Here is a 19712-nt window from a genome sequence, read left to right on the forward strand (position 1 = left end):
CGAGAGGCGTCAGCCGAGAACCCGAGCAGAGAAGGACGAAGCGTGGCCTCACACACCGTCTCGACCAAGCGGCGCATCGTCTTCGCCGTCGCAGCCGTCATCGTGGTGGTGGCCGTCTTCGTCGTCCGACTCGTCGACATCCAGCTCGTGCGCGCCGACGCACTGGTGTCCGACTCGCTGACGAAGACCACCGCCAACGGCACCATCTACGCGCCGCGCGGCGAGATCCTCGACACCAACGGCAACATCCTCGCCAGCACGGTCGCGCTGTTCGACATCACGACATCGCCCCGCGACGTCAAAGAATTCGACCGCACCGTCGACGGCAAGAAGCAAGAGGTCACGGTCGAGCAGGCCCTCACCGAGGTGGGCGCCATCACCGGGCAATCCGCCTCCGACCTGCAGAAGATCATCGACGATGCCCTCGCCGCCGATTCCGCGTCCAACTACGCGCTCCTCATCAAATCGCAGAGCGCCGACAGCTACCAGAAGATCCGCGACCTCAACATCCCGTGGATCTACACCGAGCAGAACCCCGGCCGCACCTACCCCAACGGGTCCGTCGCGGGCAACGTCATCGGGTTCGTCGGCAGCGATCAGAAGGGTCTCGCCGGCATCGAGCTGCAGCAAAACGCCTGCCTCACGGGCGAGAACGGCACGCAGAGCTACCAGCGCTCGAAAGACGGTGTGGCCCTGCCCGGCACCACCGAGGTGACGACGGCCGCCAAAGAGGGCGGCAACGTGAAGCTCACGATCGACGCGGACCTGAACTGGTACATGCAGCAGCTCGTGGCCTCGCAGATCGCCGCGACGGGCGCGACCTCGGGAACGGTCATGGTCACCGAGGTCAAGACGGGCAAGATCCGTGCGCTGGCCGAATGGCCGAGCGTCGACCCCAACGACATCAACGCGACCGCCCCCGAAGACCGCGGCTCGAAAGCCTTCACGGCGCCCTTCGAGCCCGGGTCGATCTTCAAGCCACTGACCGCGGCATCCCTCATCGACGCGGGGCTCGCCACGCCCACCTCGCAGGTGCTCGCCGAATACCGCTACAAGCCTGAAAACGGCGCCAGCATCAAAGACGCCCTGCCGCACGACCCCGAGCGCCTCACCCTGACGGGCGTGCTGCAGCAGTCGTCCAACACGGGTCTGAGCAAGCTCGGCGAGAAGATGAGCGCGCAAGACCGTTACAACTACCTGAAGAAGTTCGGCATCGGCGATGCGTCGGCCATCGGGTTCCCCGGCGAAGACTCCGGCATCCTGCACCCGTGGGAGAAATGGGACAACCAGACCGATTACGTCACCATGTTCGGCCAGGGCGTCGCCGTCACCGCCATCCAGATGGCCAACGCCTACCAGGCGATCGCCAACGGGGGAGTCGAACTGCCCATGCAGCTCGTCGAGGGGTGCGAATACTCCGACGGGACGACGACGGAAGTGCCCGCCGCATCCAGCGGAAAACGGGTCATCAGCGAGGAAGCCTCTAAAGAGGTCCTCGGAATGATGGAAACCGTGGTCACGAACGGGTTCCTGGCGAAAGACCTCACGATGCCCGGTTACCGCGTAGCAGCAAAATCGGGCACCGCAGAACAGTCCGACGGCGCGGGTAAACTGAAGAAAACCTATGTCGCCTCGATGGCCGGAACCGTTCCGGCAGAAGACCCCCAATACGTGATCACCGTGCACCTGAAAGACCCGCTCACCCTCATGTCGTCGGCAGCGGCGGCACCGGTCTTCAAACAGGCCGTCACGCAAGTGATCAAACGCTACGGAATTCCGCCCTCCACGGGCACGCCGGCGAACTACCCCGGCGAATACTGAGTCATGACAACGCCTGTTTCGCTCGACCCTGCAGCGAGTGAAACGGGCGTTGCCGTGCGCACCGCATCACGCACCGCATCACACTGGCCCGCACACCGACCGGCCAAGAACTGAGAACTGATGATTGAACTGACACTCCGAGAGATCGCCGACATCACGGGCGGCACGCTCGCGACCCGCGAGGCGGGCCTCACGGCCGACAGCACCGTGTCCGGCCTCGTCGACACCGATTCCCGGGAGATCGCGCCCGGCGGCATCTTCGTCGCCAAACCCGGCGAAGAGACCGACGGCCACCTGTTCGTCGGCAAAGCCGTCGAGAACGGCGCCGTGCTCGCGCTCGTCGAGCACGAGGTCGACGAGAACGTCGCCCAGATCGTCGTCGACGACGTCGTCGAAGCGCTCGGAACGCTGGCCCGCGCCGTGGTCGACCGCGTGCGCGCCGGGGGAGACCTGCGCGTCGTCGGCATCACGGGCTCCAACGGCAAGACCACGACCAAGAACATGCTGCGCGCCATCCTCGAGCCCCAGGGCGAGACCGTGGCCCCGCGCGGCTCCTTCAACAACGAGGTGGGCGCACCGCTCACCATGCTCCGGCTCACGCCCTCCACGCGCTACCTCGTCGCCGAGATGGGTGCCAGCAAGCAGGGCGACATCACGCGGCTCGTGGTCATGGCGCATCCCGAGATCGGTGTCGTGCTGAAGGTCGGCCTGGCCCACGCCGGCGGCTTCGGCGGCATCGAGGCCACGCAGAAGGCCAAGAGCGAGATGGTGACCGACCTGCCCGAGACGGGCGTCGCCGTGCTCAACGCCGACGACCACCGCGTGCGACAGATGGCGGATGTCACGCCCGCGCGCGTGCTCTGGTTCGGCCAAGAAGACTCGGCCGACGTGCGCGCCACCGACATCGTCTCGTCGCGCACCGGCACCACCTTCGTCGTCACCATCCCCGGTGGCGAGAGCCGCACGGTGCACCTCAAGGTGCTCGGCGAACACCACGTCATGAACGCGCTGGCCGCGCTGGCCGTCGCCACGACGCTGGGCGTGCCGCTGGGCGAAGCCGTCACCGCGCTCGAGGGCGTCGCCCGCGCCGAACGCTGGCGCATGGAGGTGCTCGGCGGCCGCGATGACGTCACCATAATCAACGACGCCTACAACGCCAGCCCCGACTCCATGTCGGCGGCCATCAAGACGCTCGCCCAGATCAGTCCCGAGGGGTCCCGCACGGTCGCCGTGCTGGGCGCCATGTCCGAACTCGGCGAGTTCGCGGGCGAAGAACACGACCGCATCGGCCTGCAGCTCGTACGCCTCAACATCTCGCAGCTCGTGGTCGTGGGCGCCGAAGCCCGGCGCATGCACATCACCGCGATCAACGAGGGGTCGTGGGACGGCGAGTCGGTATACTTCGAAACGCAAGACGAGGCCTACGACTATCTGGCAACGGAGCTCCGAGCGGGCGACACCGTTCTGGTGAAATCGTCCAATTCCGCGAAGCTCCGCTTTCTCGGTGACCGGTTGGGAGAACTGTTCGCGTGGTAGCCCTTCTGACCGCCGCCGCTCTGTCGATGGCCTTCTCGCTCTTCCTCACGCCCGTCTTCGTGCGGCTGTTCCGCAAGCTCAAGTGGGGCCAGTTCATCCGTGACGATGGCCCGCAGTCGCATCACGCCAAGCGCGGCACCGCCACCATGGGCGGCATCGTCATCATCGTGGGCACGCTCTTCGGCTACTTCGTCGCCATGCTCATCACGGGCGATCGCATCACCATGTCGGCGCTCCTCGTGCTCTTCATGATGGTCGGGCTCGGCGTCGTCGGCTTCATCGACGACTTCATGAAAACGCGCAAACAGCGCAGCCTGGGTCTCGGCGGCTGGGCCAAGGTGCTCGGCCAGGTCATCGTCGCCACGGCGTTCGCCATCATGGCCATGAACTTCCCCAACCAGGCCGGCATCACGCCCGCGTCGACGGCCATCTCGTTCACGCGCGACCTGCCAATCAACTTCTTGCTGATCGCCCCCGCCATTCCGCTGATCGGCGTCATTCTCTACCTCATCTGGACGAGCTTCCTGGTGGCCGCGGCTTCCAACGGCGTCAACGTGACCGACGGTCTCGACGGCCTGGCGACGGGCGCGTCCATCCTGGCCATCGGCTCCTACGTCATCATCGGTTTCTGGCAGTCGAACCAGTCGTGCTTCAGCCCGAACCTCGCCGAGGCCGTGCGCTACAAGTGCTACGACGTGCGTGACCCGCTCGACCTCGCCATCGTGGCCGCCGCCATCTCGGGTGCGCTCATCGGGTTCCTCTGGTGGAACACGTCGCCCGCCCAGATCTTCCTCGGCGACACCGGTTCGCTCGCGCTCGGCGGCGCCCTGGCCGCCCTCGCGATCCTCACGCACACCGAGCTGCTCCTCGTCTTCATCGGTGGCCTCTTCGTCATCGAGACCGGCTCGGTCATCGTGCAACGCGCCTACTTCAAGATCACCCACGGCAAGCGCATCTTCCGCATGAGCCCCATCCACCACCACTTCGAATTGAAGGGATGGGCCGAGGTCACGGTCGTCGTGCGCTTCTGGATCGTCGGCGGCCTGTTCGTCGCCGCTGGCGTCGGAACCTTCTACCTGGAATGGATCACCCGCTAGTGCCGCAGCAGAATCGCCTCGACGGCCTCACGAGTTGGCACGCCGACTGGAAGGGCCTGAAAGTGGCCGTTCTGGGCCTCGGCGTGACGGGCTTCTCGGTGGCCGACACGCTCACCGAACTGGGGGCGGATGTCCTCGTCCTCGCGTCGAATGTGGCCGACGAGCGCGCGCAGCTGATCCCCGTCATCGGTGCCCGCCTCGTGCAGGCGTCCCTCGACGAGGTGCCGGCCGAGCTTGCCGACCAGCAGCCCGATGTCATCGTCGTGTCGCCGGGCTTCGTGCCCACGCATCCGATTCTCGTGTGGGCCGCTGAGCAGGGCGTCGCCGTGTGGGGCGACGTCGAGCTGGCCTGGCGTGTGCGCGACAAGGTGGGCACGCCCGCCGAGTGGATCCTCGTCACGGGCACCAACGGCAAGACCACGACCGTGCAGCTCACGGCCACCATGCTGGCCGCGGCCGGCCTGCGCGTCGCTCCGTGCGGCAACATCGGCGTGCCCGTTCTCGACGCCGTGCGCGACCCCGCGGGCTTCGACGTCTTCGTCGTCGAACTCTCGAGCTATCAGCTGCACTACCTCAGCGCGCAGACGGGGCCCGACCCGGTCACGCCGTTCTCGGCCGTGTGCCTCAACATCGCCGACGATCACATCGACTGGCACGGCTCGCTCGAGGCCTACGTCGCCGCCAAGGCGCACGTCTACGACCGCACGCGCGTCGCCTGCGTCTACAACAAGGCCGACGAGCGCACGATGCGCATGGTGCAAGAGGCCGAGGTCACCGACGGTGCCCGCGCCATCGGTTTCGACCTGGGCGTCCCCGGCCCGAGCGACTTCGGCGTGGTCGACGGCATCCTGTGTGACCGCGCGTTCCTCGACGAACGCCACTCCTCGGCGCTCGAACTGACCACGGTCGACGAACTGCACGAGCTCGGCCTCGCGGCGCCGCACATCGTGCAGAACGTGCTCGCCGCCGCGGCCCTCGCGCGCTCCTACGGCGTCACGCCTGAACAGGTCCGCCTGGCGCTGCAGGGCTTCGCGCTCGACGCCCACCGCATCGAGGTCATCGCGAGCGTCGGCGAAATCACGTGGGTCGACGACTCGAAGGCCACCAACCCGCACGCCGCCAACGCGTCGCTCGCGTCATACCCCTCGGTCGTCTGGGTGGTCGGCGGGCTGCTGAAGGGTGTGCAGATCGACGAGATCGTGCGCCGGCACGCCGACCGTGTGCGCGGTGTCGTCATCATCGGCGTCGACCGCCAGCCGATCCTCGAGGCATTCGGGCGACACGCGCCCCAGGTGCCGCTGTTCGAGGTCGAGACATCCGACACTGAACAGGTGATGAGCGCGGCCGTCGATTTCGCGGCCGGCATCGCCGAACCGGGCGATGTGGTCTTGCTCGCTCCCGCGGCGGCATCGATGGACCAGTTCGCCAACTACGCAGAACGCGGCCACAAGTTCCAGCAGGCCGTGCGCACCTATCTGGGAGGTCAGGCAGATGAGCGCTCCACCGACCGACCGACCGACGACCGCTGAGCACAGCTCCGGCTCGAAGGCCACCCGCATTTCGCTCGGGCGCATCTTCACGCCGGAGTCGAGCAACTACTACCTGCTTCTCGGCACGACGGTCTTTCTCGTGCTCATCGGCCTCGTCATGGTGCTGTCGGCCTCGTCGGTCGACTCGTTCCTCGACGACTCGGGCTTCTTCGGCGGCTTCTGGAAGCAGGCGACGTATGCCGTGATCGGCATCCCGCTCATGCTCGTCATCAGCCGCATCCCCGCGACCTTCTGGAAGCGTTGGGCGTGGGTCGTCCTCGGCGGTGCGCTGCTGCTGCAGGCGCTCGTCTTCACGCCGCTCGGATTCGCGGTCGGTGGAAACCTGAACTGGATCGCCATCGGGCCCATCTCGGGTCAGCCCTCCGAGCTTCTGAAGCTCGCCCTGGCCATTTGGCTGGGCGCTGTGCTCGGCCGCAAGATCGCGCTGCTCGGCGACTGGAAGCACGCGCTCATCCCCGCCGTTCCCGTCGCCGTAATAGCGCTCGGCCTCGTGCTGCTCGGGCACGACCTCGGCACCGTCATGATCATGGGCATGGTCGTGATCGGCGCGCTCTACTTCGCCAACCTCAAGCTGCGCTACCTCTCGCTGCCGTTCATCCTCGGCATCGTCGTCTTCCTGGGGTTCGCGATCACGAGCCCCAACCGGATGGCGCGCATCACGTCGTTCCTCGACGAGGACTGCGTCGACTACGAGAACCTGTGCTGGCAACCGCTGCACGGCACCTGGGCGCTGGCCAACGGCGGCCTCTTCGGCCTCGGCCTCGGCAACTCGCGTGAGAAGTACTCCTGGTTGCCCGCGGCATCCAACGACTACATCTTCGCCATCATCGGTGAAGAACTCGGCCTCATCGGCGCCGTCGTCGTTCTGCTGCTCTTCGTCCTGTTGGCCGTGGCGTTCGTGCGCATCATCCGCTCGAGCACCGACCCCTTCGCCCGCATCACCACGGGCGCCATCATGGTGTGGGTCATCGGCCAGGCCTTCGTGAACATCGCCGTCGTGCTGCGCCTGCTGCCGACTCTCGGCGTCCCCCTTCCCCTGATATCCGCCGGAGGCACAGCCCTGCTGACCTCCCTGGTGTCGATCGGTATCGTCCTCTCGTTCGCCCGCACATCGGGCCGCGAGAAGGCGACGGGCCTCAGGGCCCCCGCGTTCGGCACCCCCACCCGAGGAATTCGATGACCACCTATCTGCTCGCCGGCGGAGGCACCGCCGGACATGTGAACCCCCTGCTGGCGGTCGCCGACACTATCCGCGAGAACGAACCGGATGCCGAGATCGTCGTGCTCGGAACGAAGGAGGGCCTCGAGGCCCGGCTCGTGCCCGCGCGCGGCTATGAGCTGTCGACCATCGAGCGCCTGCCGTTCCCGCGCAAGCCCAGCAAGAGCGCCATCACGTTCGGGTCGCGTTTTCGCAAGGCCGTCAACGATGTCGTCGCCCTGATCGCCGACTGCAAAGTCGACGTCGTGGTGGGTTTCGGCGGGTATGCCTCGGCCCCGGCCTATCTAGCGGCGCGACGCAGCAAGGTTCCCCTCGTCATCCACGAGGCCAACGCCAAGGCCGGTTTGGCCAACAAACTCGGTGCTCGATACACCCCCTTCGTCGGCGTGGCCTTCCACGGCACCAAGCTGCGCGGCGGCCGTTTCGTCGGCATGCCCCTGCGCCCCGAGATCGAACGCCTCGATCGGGATGCCGCCCGGGCCGAGGCCCGCGATCTCTTCGGCCTCGACGCCGATCGCCCGACGCTGCTTGCGACCGGCGGCTCGTCGGGCGCCCGTCGCCTCAACAACACCATCTTCGAGTCGCGCGACGACATCGTCGCGGCCGGCTGGCAGATCCTGCACATCGTCGGTCGCAACTTCGACCAGACCGACCCCGGCGAGAAGCACTACCGCCTGCTCGACTACTGCGACCGCATGGAACTGGCCCTCGGAGTCGCCGACGCGGCCGTCTCGCGCGCGGGCTCGGGCACGGTCTCCGAACTCTCGGCACTCGGCGTCCCCGCCGTCTACGTCCCCTACCCCGTCGGCAACGGCGAGCAGCGGTTCAACGCCGCCGACTCGGTGCGCGCCGGGGGAGCGATCCTGGTGCTCGACGCCCAATTCACCCCGTCGTGGGTGCGTTCCGACCTCATCCCGCTGCTCACCGACACCGTTCGGCTGCACGATATGGCCATCCAGGCGCGCTCGATGGGCACGCCGCAGGGCTCGCAGCGCATGTACGAACTGATCCGGGAAGCGCTGAACTAGCCTCCCCGGCCACCCAGCCCGATGGGTTATAACTGAATCGGCCTTCAGGGCCACCGATTTCGAAAAGAGTGCGAACCCGTGACGATCAAACCTGACTTCTCCGTGGCGATTCCCGAAAACCTGGGCCGCCTGCACTTCGTGGGCATCGGCGGTTCGGGCATGAGCGGTATCGCGCGCCTGTTCGCGAACGCCGGTTACACCGTCACCGGGTCGGATGTGCGCGAATCGGGTGCCGTCGACGCCATGCGTGCTCTCGGCATCCCCGTCGCCATCGGCCACGATGCCGCCAACGTAGGTGACGCCGACACGCTCGTCGTGACGGGCGCCCTGTGGGAAGAGAACCCCGAATACCAGCTGGCGCTCTCGCTCGGGTTGCCCGTTCTGCACCGCTCGCAGGCCCTCGCCTGGCTCATCAACCAGCAGCGTCTCGTTGCCGTCGCGGGTGCGCACGGCAAGACCACGTCGACGGGCATGATCGTCACCGGCCTACTGGGCCTCGGCGAGGACCCGAGCTTCGTCAACGGCGGCGTCATCGAGTCGCTGGGTGTCTCGAGCGCGCACGGCGAGGGCGATCTCTTCGTGGTCGAGGCAGACGAATCGGATGGTTCGTTCCTGCTCTACGACACCGCCGTCACGCTCATCACCAACGTCGACCCCGACCACCTCGACCACTACGGTTCGCTCGAGGCCTTCGAGCAGGCGTTCGTCGACTTCGCGCAGAAGTCATCCGAGTTCGTCGTCATCTCGGCCGACGACCCCGGCGCGGTGCGCGTGACCTCGAAGCTCGAGGGCAAACGCGTCATCACGTTCGGCGAGAGCCCCGACGCCGATGTGCGCGTGCACTCGATCACGACCGAAGGCCCCGTGTCGTTCATCGTGTCGTTCGAGGGCCAGGACAACGGCGCCACGCTGACGGTGCCCGGGCGCCACAACGCCCTGAACGCGGCCGGCGCCTTCGCCGTGCTGGTCGGGCTCGGCTTCGGTGCGAGCGAGTCACTGCGCGCCATCGCCCAGTTCGGCGGCACCGAGCGCCGCTTCGAGCTGCACGGAACCATCGACGGCGTGAGCGTCTATGACGATTACGCGCACCACCCCACCGAGGTCGCCGCGGCGCTGTCTGCCGCCCGCACGGTCGTGGGCGAGGGGCGCATCATCGCCGTGCACCAGCCGCACCTCTACAGCCGCACGCGCCTGTTTGCGCGCGAGTTCGCCGAAACCCTCGAGCGCTACGCCGACCAGACGGTCGTGCTCGACGTCTACGGCGCGCGCGAAGACCCCGAGCCGGGTGTCACGGGCGCTCTCGTGAGCGAGAAGTTCTCCGACCCGTCGAAGGTCGCGTTCATCGCCGACTGGCAGCAGGCGGCCGACTACACGGCATCGATCGCGCGCGAAGGAGACTTCGTCATCACCCTCGGCTGCGGTGACGTGTATCGCATCGTGCCGCAGCTGCTCGGGTCGCTCACCGACCACCGCGGCTGAGGCATCCGATGAAACGACCGTCAGGTTTCACACCACCGCCTGAGGGCCGCCGACCCGCGCGCGGTTCTGCGGCGAACGGTGCGGAAGACGCGACGCCCGACGCCTCCGAAGCGGGCTCGCCGCGCCGCTCGACGTCCGACGCCCCGCGCGCGACGCCCCGCGCGGGCTCGGGCTCGGGCTCGGGAAAGTCGTCGCGTGGGGACAGCCCTTCCGCGGGCGATAAGAAGTCCCGTGGGGCCGAAGTATCGTCCAGCCCACACTCCACGCCCGCCGGTGCGCGTGGGAAGAAGGCCGGTTCGTCCGCATCCTCGGCGGGCACGCGCACGCCGCAGCCCCGAGACGACGACGCCCGGGCATCCTCGGGTTTCCTCCCGAGCGTTCGGCAGGCCCGTCGCGAACGCAAACGCGTCGAACGCGCCGAGGTCAAACGCTTCACGGCCCGCTCGCGTCGCCGCCGCCGCACCTGGTTGATCGCGGGTGGCTCGGTCGTCGGCATCGGCGTGCTCGCGGCCGCTCTGGCCTTCAGTCCCATCCTCTCGGTGCGCACAATCGAGGTGGATGGCGCCATGCGCGTCTCCTCCGACGCCGTCGTCCAGGGCCTGCAGCCCATCGTCGGTTCGCCGTTCCCCCTGATCGACGAGAGCGCGATCAAGGCCGAGCTCGTGAAGTATCCGCTCATCGAGTCCTACTCGGTCGAGAGTCGCCCGCCCGACACCCTCGTCGTCAAGCTCGTCGAGCGCACTCCGGTCGGCGTCATCGACACGGGGGAGGGCTTCACGGTCGTCGACGCGGCGGGCGTCGTGATCGAGGCATCCAACACGCAGCCGACGGGTTACCCGCTTATCGAGGTGCCCGACGGCGTCTCGAGCGAGGGCTTCCAGTCGGCCGCGGGCGTCCTGCGCGCCATGCCCGACGAGCTGCGCCAGAAGGTAGCCTCGGTCACCGCCAAGACGCACGACGACGTCACGCTGAAACTCCGCGACACCGACGCGACGGTGCTCTGGGGCAGCGCGGATGACGGCGCGTTCAAGACCCTGGCACTCGAACGTCTCATGGCGGCAACCGATCCGGCTACGGTCGCGCAGTACGACGTGTCGTCGCGCAAAACCGTCGTCGTGCGCCAGCAACCCTAATTTCTGCTCGGATATTCGCGACACGCGGCGCGGCGGTCGAGGTCGGGTGGCCTCTCGCCATAACGTTCAGATCAGGAATTGCATACTCAGCATAACTTTAAGCCTTAACTTGAGGTTGAAAGTTCGCATCGGAGGCCGGACGTGACAAACAACCAGAACTACCTTGCCGTGATCAAGGTCGTCGGCATCGGCGGTGGCGGCGTCAACGCTGTCAACCGCATGATCGAGCTCGGCCTCCGCGGGGTCGAATTCATCTCGATCAACACCGACGCCCAGGCGCTCTTGATGTCGGATGCCGACGTCAAGCTCGACGTGGGACGCGAGATCACCCGCGGCCTCGGTGCCGGCGCCGACCCCGAGGTGGGTCGCCGCGCTGCCGAGGACCACGCCGAAGAAATCGAAGAAGCCCTCGCCGGCGCCGACATGGTGTTCGTCACCGCCGGTGAAGGTGGCGGAACGGGAACGGGTGGCGCACCCGTCGTCGCGCGCATCGCCAAGTCGATCGGCGCCCTCACCATCGGTGTCGTCACGAAGCCCTTCGGCTTCGAGGGTCGCCGCCGCCAGGCGCAGGCCGAGCTGGGCGTCGCCAAGCTCAAAGAAGAAGTCGACACGCTCATCGTCGTGCCGAACGACCGCCTGCTCGAGATCAGCGACCGCGGCATCAGCATGCTCGAGGCCTTCTCCACGGCCGACCAGGTGCTGCTCGCCGGTGTGCAGGGCATCACCGACCTGATCACCACCCCCGGCCTCATCAACCTCGACTTCGCCGACGTCAAGAGCGTCATGCAGGGTGCCGGTAGCGCCCTCATGGGTATCGGTTCGTCGCGTGGAGCCGACCGTGCCATCAAGGCCGCCGAACTGGCCGTCGCGTCACCGTTGCTCGAAGCATCCATCGAGGGTGCGCACGGTGTGCTGCTGTCGATCCAGGGTGGATCGAACCTCGGTATCTTCGAGATCAACGACGCCGCGCGTCTCGTGCAAGAGGCCGTCCACGCCGAGGCGAACATCATCTTCGGTGCCGTCATCGACGACACCCTGGGCGACGAGGTGCGCGTCACGGTCATCGCCGCCGGTTTTGACGGAGGCGAGCCGCCGTCGCGCGACGCCATCGCCAACCGCGACGCCGTCATCGGAACGGGTGGCGTCGTCACCGCCAAGAACGATTCCCCCGAATCGGTCCAGGCTCCTGCCGCGGCTCCCATCGCCCCGGCCACGCCCGCGCCGGCCGCCGAGAAGAACGACACCTGGTCCATCTCTGAGGAGCGTCACTCCGTGCCGACCCCCGCCGTCGACCCGGCGTTCTCTGACGAGGACGAGCTCGACATCCCCGACTTCCTGAAGTAGCAATGGGCTCCACCGGGACCGTGCCCTCCGAGCACGGCCTCGCGGACCGACTGGCCGCCGTCTCTGCCTCCGTGGCCGAGGCGGCGGCCAGTGCCGGTAGAGACGCGAGCGAGATCACGACGATCGTCGTCACCAAGTTCCACCCCGCGAGCCTCGTTCGCGAGCTCTATGCCCTCGGCGTGCGTGACATGGGGGAGAACCGCCATCAGGAGGCTCGAGCGAAGGCCGCCGAGCTCGACGACCTCCCCGACCTGCGCTGGCACTTCGTCGGGCAGTTGCAGAGCAACAAGGCGCGTCAGGCCAGGCGTTATGCGCACGCCATCCATTCGCTCGATCGCCTGAGCCTCGTGGATGCTCTCGCGGCCGCTCCCGGGGACGACGACGTCCAGGCATCCATCGTCGACGGTTTCGTGCAGGTCGCCCTCTCCGAGAGCGACACGCGCGGCGGCGTGCAACCCGACGCCGTCGAGGCCCTGGTCGAGCGCGTACTCGCGGGCGACGGCATCCGACTGCGCGGTGTGATGGCCGTCGCACCCCTCGGCGAAGAACCCCGGGCCGCCTTCGCTCGCCTGCGCGCCATCTCAGAACGCGTGCGAGCCATCGATCCGGGTGCCGACCGCATCTCGGCCGGAATGTCAGGCGATTTCACAGCCGCGCTGAAAGAGGGCGCGACACACCTACGAATCGGCACCGCAATCACGGGTAACAGACCCGCGACCGGTTAATGTCGAAGAGGAAGAACCGCACAAACGGAGGTAGCGATGTCCAACCCGCTGAAGAAGACAATGGTTTATCTTGGCCTCGCCGACGAGGACCTTGAGTACGAGCAGCAGCAGCAGAACGAGGCGCCCCAGAAGGCCGCCCCGCGCGCCGAGAGCGCCGCTCCTCAGGCCGCCCCGACCCCCACGCGCGCCCCGGTAACGCCGCTGCGCCGCCCCACGGAGGTCAAGCAGGCCGCACCCGCCGAGCTCAACGAGATCCTCACGGTGCACCCCAAGCAGTACAAGGACGCGCAGATCATCGCCGAGACCTTCCGCGAGGGCGTGCCCGTCATCATCAACCTCTCGCAGATGTCCGAGGGCGACGCTCGTCGCCTGATCGACTTCGCTAGCGGCCTCTCTCAGGGCCTGCAGGGAAAGATCGAGCGCGTCACCAGCAAGGTCTTCCTGCTGTCGCCCTCGCACGTCGCCGTGCTCGGCGACACGGTCGCTCAGCCCGTCGAGGGCGAGTCGACCTTCTTCGCTCGGCAATAATTAACGGGTGAGCACAACCTTCGCCATCATCGGCGGCATCCTTTACTTCCTGCTTCTGCTGTACTTCTTCGCGATGTGGGGCCGTTTCGGTCTCGACCTCGCGCGGAGCTTCAAGCCGAGCTGGCGCCCCCGCGGCGCCGGCTTGGTGGCAGCCGAAACCGTCTACGTCGTCACCGATCCTCCGATCCGGTTCTTCCGGCGGATTCTTCCCCCGCTGCGGGTGGGCCCGGTGGCGCTCGATTTCGGATGGAGTATCACGATGCTCTGCGTGATCATCGCCATGACGCTCGTGAACTCGTTCCTGCGCTGATCTACCTGCGCTGATCACGAAAGTCCAGCGGGCGCGCGACGAGGTTTGCTAGCGTAGGCACGTCATCGAGATCTCGCTCGAAAACAACACAGTCGAAATAACAAAGGTGGGAAAGCCATGGCGCTAACTCCGGAAGATGTAGTCAACAAGCAGTTCCAGCAGACGAAGTTCCGCGAGGGATACGACCAGGACGAGGTCGACGACTTCCTCGACGAGGTCGTCGTCGAACTGCGTCGCCTCGTTGCCGAGAATCAGGAGCTCCAGGAGCGCCTCGAGAAGGCCGGTTCTTCCACTGAGAAGACCGAAGCCACACCCGTCGCTCAGGAGGCCCCCAAGGCCGCCGCGCCCGTTGCCGCCGCGCCTGCCGCCCCGGCCGAGAGCGTGGACGAGTCCGAGTCGTCCTCCAGCCTGCTGCAGCTCGCCCGTCGTCTGCACGACGAGCACGTGCGCGAAGGCTCCGAGAAGCGCGACGCACTGGTCGCCGAGGGTCACGCCGCCGCCGCCCGCATCGTTGCCGAGGCCGAGGCCAAGCAGCGCGAGCAGGCCGCCATCCTCAACGAACAGAAGGCCGGCATCGAGAAGAAGATCGATGAGCTGCGTGTCTTCGAGCGCGAATACCGTCAGAAGCTCCGCGGCTACATCGAGAGCCAGCTGCACGAGCTCGACCAGAACGCCGGCCCGTCCGGCGCGAAGGTCGGCGCAGACGCGTCCAAAGCGTAAATCCCTTGCCGAATGAGTCCGGTGCCCCCCGGGGCACACGGGCGCTGATCGTACTCGCCTCCGTCGCGATTGCGGCGTACGCGCTCGATCAGTTCAGCAAGTTCCTCGTCGAGAGCAATCTCACGCTGGGTGAGCAGGTCCGGGTTCTGGGCGATGTGCTGGTTCTGCACTTCGTCAAGAACCCGGGCGCTGCCTTCTCCCTCGCCGCCGGCAGCACCTGGATTTTCTCGATCCTCGCGGCCGTCGTCACGGTCGTCATCATCGTGTTCGCGCGCAAGATCCGCTCGGTCGGCTGGGGCGTCGTCTTCGGCCTGCTGCTCGGGGGAGTCCTCGGCAACCTGACCGACCGCCTGTTCCGCGAGCCGAGCTTCGGCCTCGGACACGTGGTCGATTTCATCAGCACCCCGTGGATGCTTCCCGCGATCTACAACGTCGCCGACATCTGCATCGTCACCAGCATGGGCCTGTTCATCCTGCTCACGCTGCGCGGCATCAACATGGACGGCACGCGCAGCATCTCCGCCAAGCGGGCCGCCGCCGAGGCGAAAGACCTGGCCGATGCCGAGCCGGCCGCCCGTTCCACCGACGAACCCCTTCGATAGAGACCTCATGGAATCACGCAGCCTCCCCGTTCCCGACGGGCTGGTGGGCTCTCGGGTCGACGCAGCCCTGGCCAAACTCCTCGGCTTCTCGCGCACGTTCGCGGCCGAGGTCGCCGAAGCCGGGGGAGTGAGCGTCGACGGCGTCGTCCTCGGCAAATCCGACCGCCTGCCCAAGGATGCCTGGCTCGAGGTGTCGTGGACACCCCGCGCCGAGCCCACCATCGTCCCCGTCGTCATCGACGACCTCACGATCGTGCACGATGACGACGAGTTCGTCGTCATCAACAAACCCGCCGGTGTGGCCGCGCATCCGTCGGTCGGCTGGAACGGCCCCACGGTGCTCGGGGCCCTCGCGGGCGCTGGTTTCCGCGTCAGCACATCGGGCGCCGCCGAGCGCGCGGGCATCGTGCACCGCCTCGACGTGGGAACGTCCGGCCTCATGGTCGTTGCGAAGACCGAGCGGGCCTACACCTCGCTCAAGCTGGCTTTCCACGACCGCGAGGTCGAGAAGATCTACCACGCCGTCGTGCAGGGTCACCCCGATCCGCTGACGGGCACGATCGACGCGCCCATCGGGCGGCACCCGCGCCACGACTGGAAGTTCGCGGTCACGGCCGAGGGCAAACCGTCGGTCACGCACTACGAGACCGAAGAGGCGTTCCGCGCCGCGTCGTTCCTCAAGATCCACCTCGAGACGGGGCGCACGCACCAGATCCGCGTGCACATGGCGGCGCAGCGGCATCCGTGCGTGGGTGACACGCTCTACGGGGCCGAGGTCGCCCTCTCGGAGCGCCTGGGGCTCACGCGGCAGTGGTTGCACGCCGCCCAGCTCTCGTTCGATCACCCGGCCACGGGCGAGTGGGTCACGTTCACGGCGCCCTACCCGGCCGAGCTCGACCGCGCCCTCGAGATCCTGCGCGCCGAAGGCTGAGCACGGCTCACGCCGCCGCGCCCGAGGCTTCCTCGACCGGCGTCCTGCGAGGCGCCGATGTCACACGTCGGGGTTAGTCTTTAAGTTCATCCCCACAAGGTCAGTCGGAGAAGTCTTGCCCTCATCAGACGACTCGTTCGTTCACCTGCACGTCCACAGCGAGTACTCGATGCTCGACGGCGCGGCCCGCGTCAAACCCCTCATCGAGAAGGCCGTCGCCGAAGGCATGCCCGCCGTCGCCGTCACCGACCACGGCAACGTCTTCGGCGCCTTCGACTTCTGGCGCACGGCCACCGAGGCGGGCATCAAACCCATCATCGGCACCGAGGCCTACATCACGCCCGGCACTCACCGCAGCGATCGCACGCGCGTGCGCTGGGGGGATGGCGGGGGCGACGACGTCTCGGGTGCGGGCTCCTACACGCACATGACGCTCCTCAGCGAGAGCACCGAGGGCATGCACAACCTCTTCCGGTTGTCGTCGCTCGCCTCGCTCGAGGGCTACTACTTCAAGCCCCGCATGGACCGCGAACTGCTGAGCACCTACTCCAAGGGGCTCATCGCTACGACCGGATGCCCGTCGGGCGAGATCCAGACGCGACTGCGACTCGGGCAGTACAAGGAAGCCGTGCAGGCGGCATCCGATTACCGCGACATCTTCGGCAAGGAAAACTACTTCTGCGAGATCATGGACCACGGTCTCGGCATCGAGCGCCGCATCATGTCCGACCTGATCAAGCTCGCGGGTGAGCTCGACCTGCCGCTCGTCGCCACCAACGACCTGCACTATACGCACGCCGAAGATTCGACATCCCACGCCGCCCTGCTGTGTGTGCAGTCGGGCACCACGCTCGACGACCCCAACCGGTTCAAGTTCGACTCGAACGAGTTCTACCTGAAGTCGGCATCTGAGATGCGGCACCTGTTCCGCGACTACGAGAGCGCGTGCGACAACACACTGCTCATCGCCGAGCGCTGCGATGTGGCGTTCAACACGAGCGCCAACTACATGCCGCGTTTCCCGGTGCCGGCGGGCGAGACCGAAGAGACCTGGTTCATCAAAGAGGTCGAGACGGGGCTGCACGAGCGCTACCCCGCCGGCATCCCCGACGATGTGCGCAAACAGGCCGACTATGAGGTCGGCGTCATCAGCCAGATGGGCTTCCCGGGCTACTTCCTGGTCGTCGCCGACTTCATCAACTGGTCGAAGAAGAACGGCATCCGCGTCGGCCCCGGCCGTGGTTCGGGCGCCGGCTCCATGGCGGCCTATGCCATGAAGATCACCGACCTCGACCCGCTGCGACACGGCCTCATCTTCGAGCGGTTCCTCAACCCCGACCGCGTCTCCATGCCCGACTTCGACGTGGACTTCGACGAGCGTCGGCGCGGCGAGGTCATCCGCTATGTCACCGAGAAGTACGGCGACGAGCGCGTGGCCCAGATCGTGACCTACGGCACCATCAAGGCCAAGCAGGCGCTGAAAGACTCCTCGCGCGTGCTCGGCTTCCCGTTCGGCATGGGCGAGAAGCTCACCAAGGCCATGCCGCCGCCCATCATGGGCAAGGACATCCCGCTCACGGGAATCTTCGACAAAGACCACCCGCGTTACAAGGAGGCGTCCGACATCCGTTCGGTCGTCGAGTCCGACCCCGAGGCGCAGACCGTGTTCAACACGGCGCTCGGCCTCGAGAACCTGAAGCGCCAGTGGGGCGTGCACGCGGCCGGTGTGATCATGTCGAGCGACCCGCTGATCGACATCATCCCGATCATGAAGCGCGAACAAGACGGCCAGATCGTCACGCAGTTCGACTACCCGGCGTGCGAGTCGCTCGGGCTGATCAAGATGGACTTCCTGGGGTTGCGCAACCTCACGATCATCGACGACGCGCTCGACAACATCGAGGCCAACCGCGGTTTCCGTCCCGTGCTCGAAGACCTCGACTTCGACGACCAGGGCGCCTACGACCTGCTGTCCCGCGGCGACACGCTGGGCGTGTTCCAGCTCGACTCCGGGCCCATCCGGTCGCTCCTGCGCCTCATGCGCCCCGACAACTTCGAAGACATCTCGGCCCTCATCGCGCTCTACCGGCCGGGGCCCATGGGCGCCAACTCGCACACCAACTACGCGCTGCGCAAGAACGGGCAGCAGCCCATCACGCCCATTCACCCCGAGCTCGAAGAGCCGCTCAGCGAGGTGCTCTCGACCACCTACGGTCTGATCATCTACCAAGAGCAGGTCATGGCCATCGCGCAGAAGGTCGCCGGTTTCTCGCTCGGTCAGGCCGACATCCTGCGGCGCGCCATGGGTAAGAAGAAGAAGTCCGAGCTCGACAAGCAGTTCGCGGGCTTCTCGGCGGGTATGACGGCCAACGGCTACTCCATGGCCGCCGTCGAAACGTTGTGGGCCATCCTGCTGCCGTTCTCCGACTACGCGTTCAACAAGGCGCACTCGGCGGCCTATGGCGTGCTCTCCTATTGGACCGCCTACCTCAAGGCACACTTCCCCGCCGAGTACATGGCCGCGCTGCTGACGAGCGTGGGCGACGCGCGCGACAAGCTCGCCCTCTACCTGAACGAGTGCCGCCGTATGGGCATCCAGGTGCTGCCGCCCGATGTCAACGAGTCGATCGGCTTCTTCGCGGCCGTCGGCGAAGACATCCGCTTCGGTCTGGGCGCCGTGCGCAACGTCGGCAGCAACGTCGTAGAAGGCATCCGCCAGGCGCGCACTGACAAGGGGCGCTTCGAGAGCTTCCACGACTACCTGCGCAAGGTTCCGCTGCACGTGGCCAACAAGCGCACGACCGAGTCGCTCATCAAGGCCGGGGCGTTCGACTCGCTCGGCAACACGCGGCGCGCGCTCGTCGAATGCCACGAAGATGCCGTCGAGTCGGCCGTCAACGACAAGCGCAACGAGGCCAAGGGCCAGGTCGGTTTCGACTTCGACAGCCTCTGGGACGAGCCTCAGGCCGCCCAGCAGGTGCCCGAGCGGCCCGAGTGGTCGAAGCGCGACAAGCTCGCCTTCGAGCGCGACATGCTGGGGCTGTATGTCTCCGACCACCCGTTGGCCGGCCTCGAGATCCCGCTGGCCAAGCACGCGTCGACGACAATCACCGACCTCATGGCCGCCGATTCCACCGAGGATGGCGACACCGTCACCATCGCGGGGCTCATCACGAGTGTGCAGCACCGCGTGGCCAAGGCATCCGGAAACCAGTACGGCATGATCCAGGTCGAGGACTTCGGCGGCGAGATCACCGTGATGTTCATGGGCAAGGGCTATCAGGAGTTCCAGTCCGCGCTTATCGCCGACACGGTCGTGGTCGTGCGCGGTCGCGTCAGCATGCGTGACGACGGCATGAACCTGCACGCCTACTCCCTGTTCGCCCCCGAACTCGAGCAGGCCGACGAAACGGGTCAGCTGACCCTCGTCATGCCCGACTCCCGGGCGACCACCGAGATCGTCGGCGCCCTGCGCGACATCCTCGTTCGCCACCCCGGCGAGGCCGAGGTGCGATTGAAGCTCGTGCGGGGCGACATCGCGCGCGTGTTCGAAGTGCCCAAGCCCGTCAAGGTGACGGCCGATCTCTTCGGCGAGCTCAAGTCATTGCTCGGTCCGAATTGCCTCGGCTAGGATCGCGCTGACCTTCCCCGGGCGATTTGCTCGCCCGACGGCCATGCCGGCCGGCCCC

At 66.9% G+C, this 19712-nt stretch carries 16 protein-coding genes; all 16 read left to right on the top strand.

The window, feature by feature from the left end:
- Positions 1–42: 42 nt before the first annotated feature.
- The 16 genes from ALI44B_RS01980 to dnaE all read left to right on the top strand — a co-directional run bounded on the left by ALI44B_RS01980 (position 43) and on the right by dnaE (position 19654).
- On the top strand, positions 43–1821 hold the full coding sequence (locus ALI44B_RS01980; protein ID WP_077053094.1) for a peptidoglycan D,D-transpeptidase FtsI family protein: 1779 nt from the start codon (positions 43–45) through the stop codon (positions 1819–1821).
- A gap of 120 nt (positions 1822–1941) precedes the next feature.
- A complete protein-coding gene (locus ALI44B_RS01985) occupies positions 1942–3357 on the top strand; it encodes a UDP-N-acetylmuramoyl-tripeptide--D-alanyl-D-alanine ligase (protein WP_077053095.1) in 1416 nt (471 codons plus the stop codon).
- Entirely contained in the window at positions 3351–4454 is a 1104-nt protein-coding gene (mraY, locus tag ALI44B_RS01990) for a phospho-N-acetylmuramoyl-pentapeptide-transferase (protein WP_077053096.1), read from the top strand. The genes ALI44B_RS01985 and mraY overlap by 7 nt, the downstream gene beginning before the upstream one ends.
- Complete coding sequence (murD, locus tag ALI44B_RS01995; RefSeq protein ID WP_077053097.1) at positions 4439–5983, top strand: UDP-N-acetylmuramoyl-L-alanine--D-glutamate ligase; 1545 nt, start codon at positions 4439–4441, stop codon at positions 5981–5983. Before mraY ends, murD begins: the two co-directional genes overlap by 16 nt.
- Positions 5946–7184, top strand: a complete 1239-nt coding sequence (ftsW, locus tag ALI44B_RS02000; protein ID WP_077053098.1) for a putative lipid II flippase FtsW — start codon at positions 5946–5948, stop codon at positions 7182–7184. The genes murD and ftsW overlap by 38 nt, the downstream gene beginning before the upstream one ends.
- Positions 7181–8251, top strand: a complete 1071-nt coding sequence (locus ALI44B_RS02005; RefSeq protein WP_077053099.1) for a UDP-N-acetylglucosamine--N-acetylmuramyl-(pentapeptide) pyrophosphoryl-undecaprenol N-acetylglucosamine transferase — start codon at positions 7181–7183, stop codon at positions 8249–8251. Before ftsW ends, ALI44B_RS02005 begins: the two co-directional genes overlap by 4 nt.
- Positions 8252–8329: 78 nt before the next feature.
- Positions 8330–9730, top strand: a complete 1401-nt coding sequence (gene murC, locus ALI44B_RS02010; protein ID WP_077053100.1) for a UDP-N-acetylmuramate--L-alanine ligase — start codon at positions 8330–8332, stop codon at positions 9728–9730.
- A gap of 8 nt (positions 9731–9738) precedes the next feature.
- On the top strand, positions 9739–10863 hold the full coding sequence (locus ALI44B_RS02015) for a cell division protein FtsQ/DivIB (protein ID WP_077053101.1): 1125 nt from the start codon (positions 9739–9741) through the stop codon (positions 10861–10863).
- Positions 10864–11004: 141 nt separating this feature from the next.
- Complete coding sequence (ftsZ, locus tag ALI44B_RS02020; RefSeq protein WP_077053102.1) at positions 11005–12207, top strand: cell division protein FtsZ; 1203 nt, start codon at positions 11005–11007, stop codon at positions 12205–12207.
- A gap of 2 nt (positions 12208–12209) precedes the next feature.
- On the top strand, positions 12210–12932 hold the full coding sequence (locus ALI44B_RS02025) for a YggS family pyridoxal phosphate-dependent enzyme (protein ID WP_077053103.1): 723 nt from the start codon (positions 12210–12212) through the stop codon (positions 12930–12932).
- A 36-nt stretch (positions 12933–12968) separates the two neighbouring features.
- Positions 12969–13460, top strand: a complete 492-nt coding sequence (locus tag ALI44B_RS02030) for a cell division protein SepF (protein ID WP_077053104.1) — start codon at positions 12969–12971, stop codon at positions 13458–13460.
- Positions 13461–13467: 7 nt separating this feature from the next.
- The gene (locus ALI44B_RS02035) at positions 13468–13770 is read left to right on the top strand and encodes a YggT family protein (protein WP_077053105.1); all 303 of its coding nucleotides are present in this window, start codon (positions 13468–13470) and stop codon (positions 13768–13770) included.
- A 117-nt stretch (positions 13771–13887) separates the two neighbouring features.
- Entirely contained in the window at positions 13888–14490 is a 603-nt protein-coding gene (locus ALI44B_RS02040) for a DivIVA domain-containing protein (RefSeq protein ID WP_077053106.1), read from the top strand.
- Positions 14491–14495: 5 nt separating this feature from the next.
- On the top strand, positions 14496–15092 hold the full coding sequence (lspA, locus tag ALI44B_RS02045) for a signal peptidase II (RefSeq protein WP_238591996.1): 597 nt from the start codon (positions 14496–14498) through the stop codon (positions 15090–15092).
- A 7-nt stretch (positions 15093–15099) separates the two neighbouring features.
- A complete protein-coding gene (locus ALI44B_RS02050) occupies positions 15100–16023 on the top strand; it encodes an RluA family pseudouridine synthase (protein WP_077053107.1) in 924 nt (307 codons plus the stop codon).
- 115 nt (positions 16024–16138) lie between these two features.
- Positions 16139–19654 (top strand): DNA polymerase III subunit alpha, encoded by a 3516-nt coding sequence (dnaE, locus tag ALI44B_RS02055; protein ID WP_077053108.1) that lies wholly within the window; start codon positions 16139–16141, stop codon positions 19652–19654.
- The last annotated feature ends 58 nt before the right edge of the window (positions 19655–19712 follow it).

This window comes from Leifsonia sp. ALI-44-B (genome assembly GCF_001984125.1).
In the GTDB taxonomy this organism is placed as follows: domain Bacteria; phylum Actinomycetota; class Actinomycetes; order Actinomycetales; family Microbacteriaceae; genus Okibacterium.